We start from the raw sequence: 18,475 nt of genomic DNA on the forward strand, positions 1-18,475 counted from the left end.
GGCTTCTCCTTCAACGAACTGCATAGGGTTGTGCCTCGGCGCGCCTGAATTCAAGGCCGCAGCCGGGGCGACTTAGGTCCGGGGCGATAGCACCGTCAACGGGGTGAGGCGCCCCTTCGAATAGCATGGCTTCGATGCGAACGTGATCGTGAAACCACTCTTGATGGCGCAATCGCGGCACTGCGCACGCGACGTGCAGGTGCAACGCGGGGGCGCAGTGCGCAGACAACGGAATGTGATGCGCATCGCATAAGGTCGCCGCCTGCAGAAAGCCGGTGATCCCGCCGCAACGGCTCACGTCGACCTGCAGCACGTCGACCGCCCGCGCATCGAGCATGCGGCGGAAATAGTCCAGCGTGTAGCCGTACTCGCCCGCTGCGACTTCCATTGCAGCGGGAACGGCTTCGCGCAACGAGCACAAGCCAGCAAGATCATCCGACGACACCGGTTCCTCAAACCATTCGACGTCGTGCTCCGCAAAAATAGCGGCGTAGCGCAGTGCCTGTTTCCCTGAAAATGCCCCGTTTGCATCGACGAAAAGTCCGCTCTCGCCGATCGCCTCACACGCCGTGCGCACTCGCTCAGGATCACGCTCAGGCGCAGTTCCGATTTTCATCTTGACCCAGCGGCAACCGTCGTCTGCAACCCACGCCCCAAGTTGTTCACTCAATTGAGCATCGGTGTAGGTGGTGAATCCACCGCTGCCGTAAATCGGCACGCTTTCACGCGCGGCGCCCAGCAAACGCACGAGCGGCCGGTCCAAAAGCTTCGCTTTCAAATCCCAGAGCGCACAGTCGATGGCCGAGATTGCGGTCGCGGCCATGCCCTCTCGTCCGAGGTTGCGGACAAGCTTCTGCATGCCCGCCCATAGAGCTTGAATATCCCACGCATCGTGCTGCAGCACCGCCTTTGCCAGCGCACCACGGATCAGCCCGACCGCGCTCGCATCCGTGTAGGTGTAGCCGATGCCGGTCATACCGCCCGCGTCCACCTCGACCACCACGAGCGTCGTGGCGTCCCACGCGAACGTGCCATCGGCCTCAGGCAAGTCGGTGGGAATCGAAAAGGCGTCAGCCCGGACGTCGGTGATCGTTGCTTCGTGAGTTGAGGTTTTCATGGCTCGACACCGCTTAGAAGGCCCGCTGCAAGTGAAGCGTCGGGTTACTTGTCCTTGCTGTCTTTATGACCGGGCAGCACGGCGCTCAGCACCTGCTTCGCAGCGTCGAGCAATATGTGACCCTCGTTGGGATCGCCCTTCATCAAGGTCGACGCGAAAGCCTTGGCTTGCGCAAGCGTGATGTGCGGCGGCAACGGCGGCACATTCGGATCGGCTTTCACTTCGAGCACGACGGGCCGATCCGCGGCCAACGCCTCGTCCCACGCTGCGCCCATCCGGTCTGCATCGTCCACGTATATGCCTTTAAGGCCGATGAGCTCTGCGAACTTGTGATACGGCACGGACGGAATATCCTGCGAAGCCTCAAACTTCGGATCGCCCTCCATGACACGCTGCTCCCAGGTAACCTGATTCAGGTCCTGGTTGTTCAAGACCATGCAAATCCAGCGCGGGTTTGCCCACTGCTTCCAGTATTTCGATACCGTGATGAGTTCGGCCATATTGTTCATTTGCATCGCACCATCGCCGACGAGCGCGATCACCGTCCGCTCGGGAAATGCGAACTTCGCCGCAATCGCGTACGGCACCGCCGCCCCCATTGACGCCAACCCGCCCGAGAGCGAACATTGCATGCCGCGTTGCACCTTAAGATCGCGCGCGTACCAGTTTGCACACGAGCCCGAATCGCTGGTGACTATTGCGTTGGCCGGCACACGAGGTGACAGTTCCCAGACCGTGCGCTGCGGATTGACGCCTCCGTCGGTCAGTTGGAGTGCACGTTTCTCAAGCGTCGGCCACCACTCGGCCGTCCAGCCTTCGATCTTCTTGCGCCAGGCGCGATCTGTCTTCTCCGTCAGAAGCGGAAGCAGCATGCGTAACGTTTCGGCGCTATCGCCGACGAGGTTCACCTCCATCGGGTACCGAAGGCTTAGCATGTCCGCTTTGATGTCGATTTGAACGCCGCGGGCGTGGCCCTCCTTTGGCAGAAATTCAGAGTAGGGAAAACCAGAACCGATCATGAAGAGCGTGTCGCATTCCATCATCATGTCGTAGCTCGGCTTCGTCCCGAGCAAGCCGATTGAACCTGTGACCCACGGCAAGTCGTCCGGTAACACTGCTTTCCCAAGCAGTGCTTTCGCGACGCCCGCTCCTAACTTCTCTGCGATCGCGATAACCTCGTCGGTCGCATTCAGCGCGCCCGCGCCGACCAGAAGGGCGACCTTTTTGCCTGCGTTCAAAACTTCAGCAGCGCGCTGCAGGTCGCTCGCGTACGGGACCGTTTTGGGTGCGCTGAATCCCACTCCAGAGTGCAACGTGCCGTGCTTGCGCCCAGGTGCTTGATACTCGAGGTCCTGAAGGTCATTAGGCAGAATGATGGCCGTTACCTTTCGCTCCGACAGGGCCGTGCGAATCGCGCGATCAACGAGATGGCGGACCTGAGCCGCCACGCTCGCCTGCTGCACGAATGCACCGGCGACGTCCTTAAACAGCGACGGAAGATCGAGTTCTTGCTGATAATGGCCCCCAAGGGCCGCGCGCGCCTGCTGACCCGCAATTGCCAGAACCGGCATGTGGTCCATGCGCGCGTCATAAAGGCCGGTCAGCAGATGGGAGGCGCCCGGACCCGAAGTCGCCATGCAAACGCCCAGTTCACCCGTAAACTTGGCGTGCGCGGATGCCATAAACGCCGCCATCTCTTCGTGGCGAACCTGAATGAACTCGATTTTGCCTTTGGCGCGATTGAGTGCCCCCAACACGCCGTTGATGCCGTCCCCGGGATAGCCATAGATGCGACGGACGCCCCAGGCGTGAAGACGCTCGACAAGAAAGTCTCCGACTGTTTCAGTCATTGCATACTCCTTATGAATGGGTGCGCTTCGACTGCCGGCGCACAACATGCCGTCCGCATCGCTGAAGCGAACCAAAATTCACTAAGATACGTAGGAATAAAGTGTCGACCATAATGCAAGCTTCGTGCCCTCGTGGAGCGCTGCCTTCACGAAAGTGATCGAACTAAGGATAGACCGGGCAAAAGGACCTATTCTCACGAAAGTGACGTCCCTTAAACGCAAGCGACCACGTGGTGGAAACGACGCACCGGGTAATTTCTATCACGTAATGATACAAATTACGCGCCGGTGATCATATCAGCAGTCGCTTAGCCGAAATGGGTGAACATGCAGACGCAATCAACCGAATCTGAACGATGGCTGGAAACCACAGCTCGGACATCGGCCTCGCGCACCCGGTCACAATGCGCTCATTAGGGCTGAAAAGTCGGTGTCGTGACGTGCGCGATGGCGGCGAAATCGCTTCGAAAAGTATGGACAGCCGGGGTGCCTCCGGTACTTGATACAACTCGATATCTCCCTTGAGACGCCAACTGCTAGGAAGTGACGCACCGTCGAAAGCAGAAATGCTCACGCGCCTAGCGCCACTCATGAACGGTGACGCGGCCCTCCTCGGAAATCCCAAAGTTTAAATCCAGAGACAACAGAGGCAGTGCGACACGGTGCGGTGGCATTCATTGCCGCGGTCGCCGAAGGCTAGACCTTGCGTCTCTTCGCCAGCAGGTGGACGCAGCCTATGAGGCCGATACCCGCTGCGGCCCAGAAGACAGTGCGATGTCGATCAGTGAACATTTCCCAGCTTACGGACTTGGATTGGCTATCAAAACGACCGTGAGCGCCGTAGTCGCCTGGCACTGGTTCGAACAGGTTGGCCGGCGCGTCGGCGTCGAGCGTCTCGTCAGTAAGTTGTCCCTTGTAGCCTGCCGTCGCCAGATACTTGTCAATGAGTCCCGGTGCTATCCGATTGGCAAGGATAGCTTTCACAGTTGGGAAGCCCACCCAGATCTCCCGGCGCTTGTGTGTGGCAGCGAAGAAGATGGCCTGCGCCGGAACCTCTGGTTGGTAGATTGGCGCAACCGGTTTGGCCTTCTTTCCCATCTTGTTCAGTGCCCAGTCGAACTGTGGCGTGTTCACCGCCGGGAGGTCGACCATCGTAAGGTGAATATTGAGCTTGTCATGGATGATTTCAGAGCGCAGCGCGTCGGTGAAACCCCGGATCGCGAATTTGGCACCACAATAGATAGACTGCAGCGGTACCGAGCGATAACCCAATGCAGAACCGACGTTCACGATTGTGCCACGATTCCGCGTGCTCATTCGAGACAGGGCCGCCATGGTCCCGTGCACTTGGCCAAGATAGGTGACCTTGGTGCCACGCTCAAACTCCTGCGCGGTGAGCTTCGACACAGGAGCGAACACTGTAGCCATCGCCACGTTGACCCACACGTCTATCGGGCCGAGATCCTCTTCGACCTTGGATGCCGCGGCTTCAACCGCATCAGAATCGGCCACGTCCGTCGAAATCGCTAGGGCGCGCACACCATACCTCGCTTTCAGGTGGACCGCCGCTCGCTCGAGGCGATCCATGTCGCGTGATAACAGAGCCACGTCGTAGCCCTGCTTCGCAAACTCCTCGACGGTCGCCCGGCCAACACCTGCGCCGGCACCGGTCACAACCACGACCTTAGACATTGTCTTTCCTCTTGTGAGAACCGCGACTATCCGAGAACAGCACATGCCGAAAACAGCGGAGGGCTCGTGACGATAGCCGCTCCTTCTTTTAGGCCCTGGGAATGGTCTCAGTGTCCTCAGCGAACCCACTGCGGAAAAATTTCGCTTTTGAGGTCTTCGCTTTGACCGATCGTCCACCAAAATTGAGGGATGAATTCCCCGATGTACCAAACACGCAATGGTCATGCCCGAAATCGTCGCAAGCTGCTCGTTGGGAGCGCCAATTGCTCGCGCGTCCTTCCGCACTGTTCGAGTTTTCACACCACACCGATCGACGCACGCCTTTCGCGCGGCGACCGCCTGCGCGACCCAATAACTCTACAGCGGCATGTTGCCTGAGCATGTCTGGCTATAAGGAGATTTCTGCCTCCCTGTGTTCACACAACACGCGCACGACGCTTATTTGGCTGCAAGCGAGTGCCGCCGGGTCGCCCTCTATTTGAAGCGACATTTGAGACTTTTTTCTTATCCCCGTCGACTCAAACGCGCAAAGACTAGTCTCCTCGTCCAAGAACGCCCATTGAACTGGGCGAAGAGCACAGCGGCATTCGCGGGCTAACCGCTGCGCGAACGGCGTCATATAACTCAGCGCGGATCTGAACCATCCGCAACCACCCATCGTAGACGTAGCCCCGCGATCACAGAGCGCCTCGGGCACCTTCACACGCGCCCCACCGGCATTTCAGAGCGCTCCCAGAATCCTTCCAGCTCTGATTTTCAAGCCCGGTCGATGAGCGCGTAACGTATCCCTGATGGCCGTCACCATCGCGCTCGCCGTACTTATCGATCCATTCCTCGCCGTGTCTTACCAATCTCTCTGCTGCTCGGGATGGTCACTGGGATAATCTTTCGGTGCCGTGGCCCCCAATCCTGAGTGTTGCTGGACTCGACATCAGTGCCGCTACTTCCAGTGCATCAAGCACGGGATGCGCCAGCATCGAGGCAACGCCATACAGGCCCGCCAAACAAGGGCAACCCCGCACGCAAATTGCCGGCACCTCGTGCTGTCTCTCGCGTTGGTCAGCAAGTCAGAGTTCCATGCCGTCGACGATCCTAGATCACGTTATGACATATATTCCGATAGCTTACTCATGCGAGTATCGCGGAGAGGCTTATTGACTCCGCTTGCGCCAGCCCATCTAGCGTGAGCGGGCACAAGCGCCGCAGTGCACTGCGGGTTGGCTGGAGGCAGGTGTCGTTCGTCGTTAAAGCCCGCGCGCGTATTTGCAGAGCACGGGCGAATAAACCGTGTACCAGCGCTCCGTTTAGGTCGGCCGCACGTGCAGGAACTCGCTAGCGCGGCGCACGTAGGGAAAGTCAGTTGTCGTCTGACCGGACTGGCGCGCGCTCATGCGGCGCCGGTTCGGCTTTGTCTGCGTCTGGACGTGGCGGTTCGGTCTGCGGCGTGGACGCAGGGACCGGCTTATCTCGCGTCGCCGGCGGCACGGTGGGATTTGCGGTAGGGTCTGATGGCATCACGTTCTCCCAAGACTGGGGAAAATCCCGATCTTCAGATTAGCACTGAATCAATCGATTGACGCGGGGCGCCAACATAACTAACTAACATCGCTAGCAGGATAGCGACCTTCAACGGCTGGGGGCGTCACAATCATCAGAGGTGTCGCGTCGACCGATCGAGTCCACCTCATTCAATCCGCGTGTCGTCCGACGCCTAGCGTAGGTCGCCGACTCCAAAAATCTCCGTGTGAATTCGCGATATGTCGATGTGCAGTGCCTTCAATGCGTCGACCTGCGCACGCATGAACGGCATCGGCCCACACACGTAGTAGTCCGCGTCGCGAAGCAGAACAGCTTCGCGAATCTTCGCGAGGTCGAGGCGTCCGTTGAAATCGAAGTCTCTGCCCAGCACGTCGTTCGGGTCGACTTCTTCGTAGAAGGTGACCTTCGTCGCATTCGGATGATCCGCAACGACGTCGTCGAGCCATTCGCGAAACGCGTGCACACGACGGTTGCGACAAGCGTGGAGGAAACTGACGCGGCGCGTGGCGGAATCCGCGACGATTGTCGCAAGCATGGAGATCATCGGAGTAAGGCCGACACCGCCGCTCACGAGTACGACCGGTGTTCGCTTCGTGCGATCCAGGACAAAATCGCCGTACGGCGCACTGACCTCGACATGTCCTCCAACATGCAGTTCGTCATGCAACAGGTTGGAGATTTGACCGGCCGGTTTTGTCATGTCTCCGTTGTCGGCGGCCTCGCGCTTCACGGAAATGCGCAGCCATTTCCCGTGCGGTGCATCCGACAAGCTGTATTGGCGCGGCTGTTCGAGACTGAGGTCGCCGACATAGCGCTTAATGCTGACGAACTGGCCCGGATCGAAGGGAGGAAGTTCCTTGCCGTCCGTTGGCACTAGATAGAACGATGAAATCTCCTCGCTTTCGTCAACCTTGCGCATGACCTCGAAGTGGCGCCAACCGATCCAGCCACCGGATTGCGTCGCACGCTGATCGTACAGATCCCTTTCAGCGCCGATCATGATGTCGGCGAGTTGCTGGTAGGCGGCGGCCCAAGCGTCGTGCGTTTCCTCGTCGAAGGCATCGCCCAGGGTTTCGCTCATCGCTGCGAGCAAGTGCTTGCCCACAATGGGATAGTGCTCGGGCTGAACGCCAAGGCTCGCGTGCTTCTGGGAGATGCGCCTCACGGCGGGCGCGAGCGCGGCGAGACTATCGATGTTGGAGGCGTAAGCCCAAACCGCATGCGCAAGGGCTTCCGACTGTCCGCCGGATCTCTGGTTGGCGTGGTTGAAGAGACTCCTCAACTCGGGATGATGTTCGAAGAGCCGGCGGTAAAACCGAGTCACTACGGTCATTCCGTGCTCGCTGAGAACGCCGGCGCTCGACTTGATGATCTCGGTCTGCCGTGGGGTCATGGCCATTTTGGATCTCCTGTGAATACAACGTGCGCGACCGGCATTGCGGTTTTGCCGTGCCTCAATTGCAGCTGGATCACGACGCGTAACACGTCTCGCACGGAATAAAGGAATCGGACGTCTCTCTGAATTATATTTCACATTGTGATACATTTAGCGAGAGCGTAGGCCGCTTAATTGACAGTGCCGAAGTAACGCCTGACGCGTTCGCATTCGAGAAACCAGCCGACGTGGGTTGGACCAAATTCGGGGACGATTTCTACCGCCGTCGGAACGGAGGACCTCGTGACGATTCATCGTAGTGAGAGATTTCGTGATTACGTTATCTTCGTCGGCGAGCTGGCTCCTCGAACATTTGAGATCACGATTCGAAACCTGAGCGGCGACAAGTTGGCTACCGACGAGCTGCGAGGCCGGGTCGACTCAAACATCAGTTTGCGCTATGAGTCGCTGGAAGAGGCACTTGATCGACATCCCAGGTCCGCCACGCAATCGATGCGTTGCTCGCGTTCGGAAAGTCGGAATAGGTGTTGGCATTGGCATCGCACATAACCAAGGCAGCGCTCGGTCTTGAAGAGCTTCACGGCGGTCCTGTGAACTAAGCCTGGTTTAAGTAACAGAATCTATTCTGAACGTGAGGGGTAAACACGCTTCGCGTCGCGAGCCCCTCTTGGGCCGGCATCTCTTGTTGGCGGCCCGCGGATGGTCCAGCCTCAGATAGGAAAGTGGCCAGCGGAACCTCCACCACTTGACTATGCAGACCATCTGATTTGGGCCCGACAAAAACGCCGGGCCCTTTTTTAATGTCGTGCGCACACAAGGTAAGCCGCTGCGCTCCGCTTTCCTTTAGGTCGAATCCACCGGTTGCTTGATCGTTCTGTTGCGCACATCTAACGGGCGTTTTAAAACAGACCGACTGCTTCAGGGCACCGCGCCGCCTAGCGGCGTTGTCATCCGAGCATGCTCAGTGCGTGCGACTGAACAGAATGGAACAAATGAAATTGCGGATTTTTTGCCATTTACATCATGTTATGATATAAATATGATCGTGCCTGTCCCGAACCGCGGAGTGACTTTTCACTTCTCATACGATCGATCATCGCACCGCGGATTCCAGACAGACCGTTTCGGTTCCCGGCTGCTCGGTTCGTTGTCGTGACGTGCCTGCGCAAGAGCTTCCGACGGCTCGTGGCACGAGGCGGTATGGGAAACAGGAGGATAAGCATCATGCTAATCACATTTCAATCAAACGCCACGCCCAATGTCCTGATGCTCAAGGATCTCGCAAGCTATCTGCTGGGAATTGTCGGCAAACGGCTAAACACCCGTGGCGTCATCACCCATGGCGAATTGCCACACGTCATCGATCGCCTTGAGACCGCGATTTCGGAGGACGAAAAAGCGGCAGTCGAACACGATGAACTCCACCGCTCGGTGCACAGCGGTCATCACGAACATCCTGCAGGATTGTCTCAGCGGGCCTATCCTTTTCTCGACATGCTGCGTGAAGCACATAAGCAAAATGCCGACATCATTTGGGGTCTCTGACGAGAACTTCAATTTGCAGCACGCCTCGATCATGGGGGACCACTCTATCGCTTAGCACTATTGTTCATCGTCTCAATCTGCTGGATTCGTCAGCATGAAGAACATCTCAAGAACGAACGTGGATCTAGCCGGCTATGCGTCGCGGTCCGGGTGGCTCACGAGAGTTCTGCAGCTTGAGTTGTGCAGCGTGATAGCCGAACTGCCGTTACCCTGCGTCGGAAAGGAGCGACAACGACGCAGCCTGCGTCGTATCCGTCAACGTCCGTTGTCCATCCGGTTTCACCGATGCCGGCGGTGTACGGTCTGGGAATCCTGATTCCGTCGGTGGGGCTTACGATCCAGTGCCAAAATGAAAAGAACCAGCATCGCAAGTATTACGGCCACAACAAAAAGTTGTACTAGCAAATCCATCATTGCCGCCTCCGTTTCCGTCTTGGTTGCCTCTGCCTTCTTCGTCGCCCTTTCGATCCGGGCGGCGTAGCCCATTGACGCACAACCACCAGCTTTGCCGTTTCCGTCAATAGCGTCTGTCCCGGTGCGCGACACGCGCCCGTTCAATAGTGCGTTCCACGGGAAAAAGCGCGGCCAGCCCAAAGCCGATCGCGGCAAAGACGAACAATGAGAGCAAGAACAGCACCCAGTAAAAGTCGATATTCACGGTGATCTCCTTTCGTCCCCGACTCCATGGGGACATCCACAATTGCCCTACTTTTCCATCGTCCACCAGCGCGCGGACAGCGCTATACGGTAATGCCCGATGACGACCAGGCCGACCTTCACCGAACGGCGAGGCGGGAGATCTTCAACAGGTCATCCAACATTGCGACAACGCCGTCAGGGATCCCTGCTCTACGGCTGAATCGACACCAGCTTTGCCACTGACGGACGATGGATTCATTTTCAGTATATGTCACAGGGTGATGTATATTCTTGAATTTTCTTGTTACGCATTGGAACCGAAAGCATCGGAGGCTCGTCTTGGTCAGCAGACACGAGAGCTGGCCGGGCCTCGATTTTTCGCTGCCCGCGGCATGCTACTGATCGAGGGTTTCACTGGACAAAACTTTCGCTGGGATCCGCCGATAACTCGGGCAGGAACCACCTGGAGCCAGACAGTCCACCGGCGCCAATCGGCGCGTCCATTCACGCGCCGCTTCGCATGGCAACCCTGCGCGATTTTCATTCGTTTGCAAGAGGACCCAGGATGCACAAACTCAGTTTTACGCAGAAGCTGTGGCTGCCGCTGATCATCAGCCTCGTCGCGTTGCTCGCCGTCTCGGTATCGGCGGCATTGCCGTCGCACGAGATGCGCATCGAGGAACGTAAACACGACCTCACGAACGTCGCGCACGTCGGGTTCAGCATCGTGACGGAGTATGCGACGCTGGCGCAAAACGGCACGTTGCCGGAGGCGGATGCCCGCAAGCAGGCGCTCGAACGCCTGCGCGGGATCCGCTATGGAGAAGACGGCTATTTCCTCGTGATTAACTCGAAGCCGCAGATGGTAATGCATCCGATCAAGCCCGCACTCGAAGGTAAGGATCTCTCGGGCAGTGCCGATGCCGACGGCCGTCACCATTACGTGACGTTCGCGTCGGTGGCACAGGCGCCGGACGGTGGCTTCGTCGACTACGTTTTCCCGCATCCGGGCGCGGCGTCGGCGCAGGCGGTCGGCAAGATCGGCTACGTGGTGCGCTATGCACCGTGGGACTGGATCATCGCGACCGGCGCCTATGTGGACGACATCGACGCTGCGTTCATGGAGTCGCTGTGGCTGATCGGCGCGATCTTCGTGGCGGTGTCGTTGGTGCTCGTGACGCTCGTCACGGTGACGAATCGCAGCATCGTGCGCACGGTCGGCGGCGATCGGGCATACGCGGTGAACGTGGCGGATGCGATCGCATCGGGCGACCTGACGGTGGCGATCCGCACGCGCGACGGCGACACGTCGAGCCAGCGAACAACTTTCCGATTAGCTTGATGAAGCGCGTGGCGAGCAGATCGGGCAAGCGCGCTGCTTTGGGCACATTTTCCTCTGCCTTGATGAAGTAGCGTCGGCAATGCTGTGCAACCTTGCACTAAGCCGGGGCGGTCTGCCGACACCGATCTCCCCACTTTTGCACGCTCTCCCCGCCGATGCAGCGAGTTGGTCTTACGACGGTGTGGCGCGTGTGCGAGCCCAAGCTTCAGCTATCGGCATAGGAATCCGGAATCGTGCGCAATTGTGCGGACCCAACCTATCAAGAGCACGACGTAACCGTAGCAAGAACTCCTGGTGATCGTCCGACGTTGCGTCAATTACCTCCGCCAGGACCTGCGCCTCTTCGCGGTTGTTCAGGACGACCTGTTGCACCGCATATTCGAGCTTGTAGCGATACTTTGATCCGAATACATCAACGTATTCAGGTTCAGGATGGCCGCCTGGGACGGAGTCAAGATTCAAGGTCACGGAGCGTTATGCATTGGACATTAGATGGCGCCAACGGCGCCTGAGACACGAATTCCACTCTAAAGTGAGGGCAAGCCCGTTCTCCTGCAAGCAGTGTAAGACAGATCAGACAGCGTCATGGACCTCCGGTGCTTCCGCCTCGCCGCATTTGTGCTGCCCTCAATACTGTCCCAGAGTAACTGGTGACCCTCGAAATGATTCGGGTCGGGCTGATTCCCGGTACAGCGTTTCATTTTCCCGCTTGCATCTATAAGCGAAAAAGCAGCGTTCATCTATTCCTTTTCCGGCATATGACCGAAGCCGTTTAATCTGCACAAGCTGGTGGGGCCTCATTCCGTATCTTTCCATCCAGGCCCACAACCGGTCCCTTAGAGAACATCCATGGAGGGGGCAGACTGCATCCCCGCCCTTTGAAATCAGATGGCGTGGAACCCGCCTTGCAAGCACAGCGGGCAGCAGCACGGATCAGGTGCCCACGAGACTTCCTGCAGATGCGCCAGCGAAACCAGGAGCGCCGCCTTCGGCGGCTGCCATGTCCAGTGCAATTGCACCTGCAGGAAGATTTCGTCGATCCATCCGGTACGATAGAAACTCAACCCGACACGAAACGCCTTCTCCCTGAAGAACAGTTGCTTCGCCAGCAATCGTCAACGACTATTGACCGCAGACAACCGCAGCAGCAATCCAAACCACGACTCATTCCGTAAGGGCTTCTGATCCGCTTCAGTCCGGGTCCAATTCTCCATGTCAGATCCCATACCGGATCAAGCCGAACCCATGATTTCAGTGGTCGTCCCGGAGCACTTCCCCGTCGCGCTGCTCCTTCCACAGGCAAACGCGATTCACAGCCTCAGCCGGCGCGGGCTGATTCGCCTCACACGGCACCAGATCACCCTGTGGCGCCCGCCAGGCAAAATACCGGATGTGCTTGCGCCCCCTCGCGTGATACGACCAGATCTCATCAATCGGAGTCATCCGGTCATGGGCAAGCGCAAACACTTTGGGTACCTCCGGCCATCGTTCTGCGAGAAGCGAGACAAGCAACTCCGTGCCGGCGACGAGCAGCACGTAACTGTCAATGTCGTCGGATTCGACGCCCGTGTGCCGCACCACAAACGTCGGCGTGGCGCGCGAAAGCCCCACCATCCTCCAACGATCATACGGCTCCCTCAGTACGCCAGTGAAACGGGGCACCGCCTTCCAAGAGTTATCGGTAAAAAACATTGTGTTTCGATCAGGGCCGCCGCTGTTCGTCAGGCAACCAGCTCAGTTAAATGGGTTGTAAATGCCGTGGCCCAAACTGTACCATAGCGCGACTATGCGCGCATGGATAGGGTTTCAGGGAAAGTCGACACGGAACAGCGCCTAGTGGCGCTTGGACGCGCCATTCGTCAGAAGCGGCGGGATGTGGGCATTTCCCAGGAAGCGCTGGCGTATCACGCCGGCATTGACCGCAGTCACATGGGAAAGATCGAGCGCGGAGAGCGCAATGTTTCGGTGCTCAATGTGCTCAAAATCGCTAACTCGCTGGACTGCAAAGCGTCAGACTTCTTTCTGTCCGCGGATCTATAGCAACCGCGTGCGGTCAGCGGCCTTCGTGTTGGCCAATATTGGGTCGAGTCAAGCTGTCAGGCTTTCTGGCAGGGCCGCCCTTAACGCCGTCAGCACCTGGATGCCGTTTCCATACCCGGCTGCAGCGCACGCCACGATGTTCCCTCATCCTGAGTGGCGAATCAATTCCAGATATGCAAACGCATCACTTGCGAGCAGCAGGTGATGCTCCGTGCAGTGCGTCTGTCGATCGCTGAACACGCTGCACGGACTTGTGGAGACCGGGACAATGTCACTCCAAAATGCCGCAACGTCAGGCTTCACACCGCGTACCCGTGCGGGAACTGTCTGCGCGGTCAAGCGCTGGCCGGTCCCGAGTCAATGCGCGCTTCCGAATTCGCGTCGGGCCGTGTTGGCCGGCCGCACACCGAATGGCCCCACATCTAGGAACGGGGCCGCTTGGAAAATCCTCACGCCGCGCTCCTCACCCGCGTCCGTGAGACATTTGACCTTTACCCCGCCACGATGCTGCCGAATTTTCTATTGCTCTTTCTCGCCATGCACCAGAGATAGCTCGCAATTGTGACCAGTTCGAACACACAGATCGCAGGGCGCTTCCCTCCGCGGCAATCACTCCATGGGCGAGGCGCATTCCGGACAAGGTCCGTAACACGTTCATGGCACAACCCGTCATCCAATGTGTACCCCCTTGATACTGCCCGTGCGCGAACTGTCGCGGATACCAGGTTTTCCTCGAGCAAATACTGCGATCGCTTCAACCCGTTGGCTATTGCAAGCTCCGGCACTTTGATCGTCGCTCGATTCATTCCCGTAAGACCTGCAGCATACCAACGCCCCCGATAGAGACGAACCTCACTTCGCGCCCTCAGCGCGCGTCTACAGTCGAGGCAAAAAGTATCCGATTGAGCTTACTGATGATCTCCGTCTTGTTAAAACAATTGTCTCGCACGAACGCGTCAATGATCTGATTTCGATTGTGTACGACAGCAACGCCGAACTGAATTCCATCGTCCTCACATCCAACGATCGACGAAAATTGACTTGGGATTGCGCGCGCCGCCCAGTAGTCGAACTCGCCCTCGTTGACATAGTTATTAGCCGCTGTCACTAGCACGGCATAAGCAGAAATTAAGGCAGCTCGCCAAGCCGCGCGTTGAACGACATTTTCAACAATCGCCGCTTGGAAGGCATCATTCGTAAGGTCCGGTACGAAGTCAAGCTCGTACCTCATCACTGCCAGAACCTCAAATGAATTTCTCAATAGCACGAATGCAAGTTGGTTCACGCGCCACTGGCGCCGCAAGATACATTTTCCGGCGATCCATTCGAGAGTTGGTACTTCGTCTTGGGTTAGTTCTTGCGCGTCAATGGCGCATTTCAACCGACGCAAGAACGCGCAGTAGACGCGCTTGACTCTCCCGGACGATGAGCCACCGCGGCGAGAAGGGTACTCCCGAGGACTCGATCCGCGAAGCGCCGGTCTAACCTGCCACGTTACGAAGAATACGTTTCTATTTTTTGCTTTGCACCCGATGGGGAACGGGTGCACTGACTGGATCGCACCGGTCCAAACTTCATCGTCGACCCGCTGCAAATCGTAGTCCGAGTCAACGATTTGCTTTCTCGCGACGGCAAGAAAAACCAGTCGGTGCGGCGCTTCCGACCACCAGTTTGCGAACGGTGCGGTTCGGGTTTCTATCTCATTACTTTGCTGCCGCCAAGCGACGTGCCGGTCGAGGTCGAACGCTGCACCGGAAAAAGGTTGGCCGCATTTCCCGCAAGCAAAACCTCTCGCCAATTGCTGTGGTGTGAGCCGATATTCTCCGATTTCCATGCGACAGTAGGCGCATTTTTCGGAAACCATGCACGCGTGAATCGGGCAGATTGCAAGTGGCTTGAACTGGTGCCAGACGCTGTGGTAGCCCGCGTCCATGCAGAGCGGACAGTAACGGAATCTTCCAGACCAAAGTATCGAGCCGAGGGAAGCAAGGCATGGCGCCAGAGATGGCTCGGCAGGTTGCCAGTGCCACCCGAGTAGTGATTCAAACGGGTTGCGGATGGCCGCCGCCGAGTCGTGCGAGTTGAGTCGCGCACGCTGCGCCATCGATGCGAGAAAGATCCGATCGACCTGGCTGGCCGAAAGTCCATTCAACTCGGAGATTCGAAGCAACACCCCATATGCCGATTCGTCGGTCAGCGGAGGCAGTTCATGGCCGGTGAGGTATGGTCGCACAAATCTGACTCTTGCAGTTCTGTCAGCGCGGCCGACGCCTACCTTAAGGCCTATGCTGTAAAACGACGGCAAGCGCCCCAAAACTTACCGCCGTTCGTGGTCTATGCCCTGTCAATCCTGGACCACTGATCCGCTTCGAAGCGCAAATGGGTCGTAAATACCGCATTCTGCTTGATAGCATAGCGCCGTCATTCGAGCATGGACAGGGTTCCCGGAAGAAATAAACAGGAAAAAGACGCCAATCCCTTGGATCAGAGGTCCGTGCGTGCCGCAATGAACTCGGCGTTTCCCTCACATGCATCAGGGGCGTTGACTGAAGTCATATGGGCCGTATCGACCGCGGCGAGCGCGACGTAACCCTGGCGAATATCTCCGGGATCAGTCGGCGTCACACGGGAAAGATTGAGCGTGGAGAGCAAAACGCAACTGCTTTGAATTTGCTGCGCCTTGCCGATGCCTTCAATTGCAAAGCATCCAAAATCTTGCAAGCCTCTGGTTTGTAAGCTGAGCAGACTAGCGGCATGCGCCCGGCGACGTTTGCGCCTGCTGGATAGCGTCAAGCAACACGCCGGACCTAATCATTGTCGCGGCTCAGGCTGCACTAGGCGCAGTTGCGTCGCGAAACTGAAGATGTGTTTGCGCAAATCCATCTGAGGAGGATCGGACCTTACACCTATATTACCGATGAAGTCGCTGACATCGTATTGATTCGCGTCGTCTCCAGCCGACGCGCTAGTCATCGGCCTCAAGGGGCGCACATCGAAATCTTCGAGCGAGGGGATCACCATAGCTTCAGTGACCCTGCCCTTCTTATCGCGCGCTTGCAATGCGGAAGGTGCGAGCTCGCGAAGCGTTGAAACCAGATCCCAAACAGTACGACTGCCGCGGGTCTTGACGAGAAATTGCGCGATGGAGAACATCCCGACGAAGTAGGCAAACCAGGTAATCCGACTGCATTGCCCCCCGATGTGGTACCACTTGGGTATCGTGCTCAGTTTCCCATCTTGGTCCTCGCAAGACGGATACTCGGGATTCCCCTCCTCCATCGTTCGCCGAAGTAGCAGATATGCATCCCTTCGGCTCTCCGTTTGGTCGGCAGCCGCTCCTCTTGCGGAAGTGGCCGCGAGCGCCCGCTCGATTCGTCTCAAGACCACTCGGTAGACGCCACTTCCTAGTCGGATAACTGTCGACGAATAGTATTGTCGCCGTTCATATGGATTGAAGGGGCGTCGCCAAGCGAGTACGTTTACGGCGGGTAGCGAGGATGGAGTAAGGTCGCTCGGAAGGGGCGACATTTCGTTACAGATCGCTAACAGCAGGCGTCTGAACCTACGCGACTCGTCCGATGCCATCAAGTCGTTCCATTCGACTGCCTTCAGCACAGATATCGAGCGTTTCGCTTGAATGCACCAAGCGTTGAGCCCTCCCATGTTCCTGCGCAGGTCATTGTCATGGTCGACAAAGAAAGCCATGTCAGCGACGTTTATCGGTGCACCCGCCAAAGGACAATTACATTGCAAGCACATGTAGGGTCGCTTCAGTAGCGACGCTTCGAAATCAAAAAGCCTCGTCGGTGCGCCGCAAGCCTGACATTGGCTAGTCAGTCTGCATCGATGTAAAGGGCAAATCGGAAGCCAAAACAATTGGAATAGGTACGAGTGATATCCGTATTGCAAACAGATCGGGCAAAAGATTAACCTGATCGCAAACATGTGATCCGCTAACGAATCACCTGTACCCAGTGCATCGGTTTGCTCCGTTATCGCCCTTTGCCATCCAAGTTCGTCGCTCCGCGGTCCCTGGAAAAGATCGGCCCTGTAAAAGGAAGTATGTGGCCCCGGGCAACATTGAAATGACGTCCGGAGAGTACTTTGATTCAAAGGAAATCTATACGCAGCTCGCGTGACCGCTCCATAGACAGATTCGTACGGCACGCCAATGTATGGAATACAAGTCATGGCGGTAGCGGAAAAAAGGTCGTGACAATGGGGCTGTTAGTTGGTGGGAGCAACACGTCCCACGTAACAAATTTGACCTCACCGCGTCGGAGCGACACTTTCGGCGACGCAGCGGGACTTTAACCTACCCCTCTCGCTTATTACCATTGGTCCGTTCGCCACCGATCGGCAGGATGACTTGAGTCCAACACTTCTGTTTTTCGGCAGGACCCGATGGCGGCCACTCTCCGTGTTCGTCAAGGGTGCCGGCCGCTGTCAAATACTCTCTGATTGCCTTCATCGCGATTCCGACGGGAATCGTCCTATCTCCTTTGACGCGTGCAAGATATCCACCGTGCTCGAAAGCCAGCACTAGGTTCGTGATTTCGCCTTTTAGGCGCCATCCCCTCGTCCAGGCATTGGGAACAAAAAACTGCGTCCAAGTTTGCGGTGGCTTTTGTTGATCCAAAGCTTCATCGATACTTTGCAGCAATTTTTCAAGTTCGCAACCTGATTCATCACCATCAACGGACAGATCTCTAAAGCCTCTCCTGAAGTCAAGAAATCTTTTGACAACATCTTTTCTATCTTGGCTTAGCGCGTTGTTGATGGACCTTTCCATAAACGGTCGCTGTCCGACTGACACGGTGATCATTCGAATGCCAGATCTGTCCAGGTCATTATGCAGATCTTTCAGCATTAGCAAGTCTGACATAACGAGATTTTGCGCCTCATCAATAAAAACCAGGACGATCGAAGATTCGCTCGTCGTAGCGTCTTCAACCATGCGTGCCGAAACTCGCCGAAGAAGGGTTCCTTTGTTCATATCGCTTTGCCCTTTCATATTATATAGGATCCCTACCCAATATGAGAAAAATTCTCTGATCGCATTTGCCCTGTGATTCGAAACGCTGACTACATAGATAGGTAACCACGGAAATTTTTCATGGATCCTCCCTTCGGCCATAGCAATCGCTGTCGATTTCCCCGAATCGGGAACAGCATCAAAGCAGCGACTCTCACCACCTGCGGCGAGGAGCCAAAGCACCTGCCGACAGAATTCGGTTACCGGCTCAGTCCAGATTCGACCTCCACCATGGAGTGGATGAAACAGTCTGAGACGGTCATCGTCTGATGCCGACATG

The 18,475-nt window shown here is 57.1% G+C and carries 13 protein-coding genes and 1 pseudogene; 4 read left to right on the top strand and 10 right to left on the bottom strand.

Features of this window, described 5'->3' with window-relative positions; all coding sequences use genetic code 11:
* Window positions 1-10: 10 nt before the first annotated feature.
* The 4 genes from SBC1_RS36470 to hmpA form a co-directional block, all read right to left on the bottom strand.
* On the bottom strand, window positions 11-1,117 hold the full coding sequence (locus tag SBC1_RS36470; protein WP_165105124.1) for an enolase C-terminal domain-like protein: 1,107 nt from the start codon (window positions 1,115-1,117) through the stop codon (window positions 11-13).
* A 44-nt stretch (window positions 1,118-1,161) separates the two neighbouring features.
* A complete protein-coding gene (locus tag SBC1_RS36475) occupies window positions 1,162-2,967 on the bottom strand; it encodes a thiamine pyrophosphate-requiring protein (RefSeq protein WP_165105121.1) in 1,806 nt (601 codons plus the stop codon).
* A 696-nt stretch (window positions 2,968-3,663) separates the two neighbouring features.
* Window positions 3,664-4,659: an SDR family oxidoreductase gene (locus tag SBC1_RS36480; RefSeq protein WP_165105119.1), complete on the bottom strand. Its 996-nt coding sequence runs from the start codon at window positions 4,657-4,659 to the stop codon at window positions 3,664-3,666.
* 1,711 nt (window positions 4,660-6,370) lie between these two features.
* Window positions 6,371-7,591, bottom strand: coding sequence for an NO-inducible flavohemoprotein (hmpA, locus tag SBC1_RS36485; RefSeq protein ID WP_241202505.1), 1,221 nt, complete (start codon window positions 7,589-7,591; stop codon window positions 6,371-6,373).
* A gap of 1,227 nt (window positions 7,592-8,818) precedes the next feature.
* On the opposite strand from hmpA, the gene SBC1_RS36490 reads away from it, so the two are divergent.
* A complete protein-coding gene (locus SBC1_RS36490) occupies window positions 8,819-9,139 on the top strand; it encodes a DUF1840 domain-containing protein (protein WP_165105114.1) in 321 nt (106 codons plus the stop codon).
* A gap of 517 nt (window positions 9,140-9,656) precedes the next feature.
* On the opposite strand, the gene SBC1_RS36495 is transcribed toward SBC1_RS36490, so the two are convergent.
* Window positions 9,657-9,797 (bottom strand): hypothetical protein, encoded by a 141-nt coding sequence (locus SBC1_RS36495; RefSeq protein ID WP_165105112.1) that lies wholly within the window; start codon window positions 9,795-9,797, stop codon window positions 9,657-9,659.
* Between the two features lie 546 nt (window positions 9,798-10,343).
* On the opposite strand from SBC1_RS36495, the pseudogene SBC1_RS36500 reads away from it, so the two are divergent.
* Window positions 10,344-11,093, top strand: a pseudogene (locus SBC1_RS36500) (cache domain-containing protein); the annotation flags it as partial.
* Window positions 11,094-12,004: 911 nt separating this feature from the next.
* Here SBC1_RS36500 and SBC1_RS36505 read toward each other — a convergent pair.
* The gene (locus SBC1_RS36505) at window positions 12,005-12,232 is read right to left on the bottom strand and encodes a hypothetical protein (RefSeq protein WP_165989199.1); all 228 of its coding nucleotides are present in this window, start codon (window positions 12,230-12,232) and stop codon (window positions 12,005-12,007) included.
* Between the two features lie 139 nt (window positions 12,233-12,371).
* Window positions 12,372-12,812, bottom strand: a complete 441-nt coding sequence (locus SBC1_RS36510) for a hypothetical protein (protein WP_165105105.1) — start codon at window positions 12,810-12,812, stop codon at window positions 12,372-12,374.
* A gap of 102 nt (window positions 12,813-12,914) precedes the next feature.
* Between SBC1_RS36510 and SBC1_RS36515 the strand changes: the two genes are divergently transcribed.
* Window positions 12,915-13,160 carry a helix-turn-helix domain-containing protein gene (locus tag SBC1_RS36515; protein WP_165105102.1) on the top strand — a complete coding sequence of 82 codons (246 nt, stop codon included), beginning with the start codon at window positions 12,915-12,917 and terminating at the stop codon, window positions 13,158-13,160.
* A gap of 865 nt (window positions 13,161-14,025) precedes the next feature.
* On the opposite strand, the gene SBC1_RS36520 is transcribed toward SBC1_RS36515, so the two are convergent.
* Window positions 14,026-15,393 carry a TniQ family protein gene (locus SBC1_RS36520; RefSeq protein WP_165105098.1) on the bottom strand — a complete coding sequence of 456 codons (1,368 nt, stop codon included), beginning with the start codon at window positions 15,391-15,393 and terminating at the stop codon, window positions 14,026-14,028.
* A 323-nt stretch (window positions 15,394-15,716) separates the two neighbouring features.
* On the opposite strand from SBC1_RS36520, the gene SBC1_RS36525 reads away from it, so the two are divergent.
* Window positions 15,717-15,896, top strand: a complete 180-nt coding sequence (locus SBC1_RS36525; protein ID WP_165105095.1) for a helix-turn-helix transcriptional regulator — start codon at window positions 15,717-15,719, stop codon at window positions 15,894-15,896.
* Window positions 15,897-15,971: 75 nt separating this feature from the next.
* Here the strand turns inward: SBC1_RS36525 and SBC1_RS39700 are convergent, their stop codons facing one another.
* Together SBC1_RS39700 and SBC1_RS36535 are read right to left on the bottom strand one after the other, a co-directional pair.
* Window positions 15,972-16,313, bottom strand: a complete 342-nt coding sequence (locus SBC1_RS39700) for a hypothetical protein (protein ID WP_165105092.1) — start codon at window positions 16,311-16,313, stop codon at window positions 15,972-15,974.
* A 1,162-nt stretch (window positions 16,314-17,475) separates the two neighbouring features.
* Window positions 17,476-18,474: an ATP-binding protein gene (locus SBC1_RS36535; protein WP_165105089.1), complete on the bottom strand. Its 999-nt coding sequence runs from the start codon at window positions 18,472-18,474 to the stop codon at window positions 17,476-17,478.
* Between the last annotated feature and the right edge of the window lies 1 nt (window position 18,475).

Source organism: Caballeronia sp. SBC1 (genome assembly GCF_011493005.1).
In the GTDB taxonomy this organism is placed as follows: domain Bacteria; phylum Pseudomonadota; class Gammaproteobacteria; order Burkholderiales; family Burkholderiaceae; genus Caballeronia.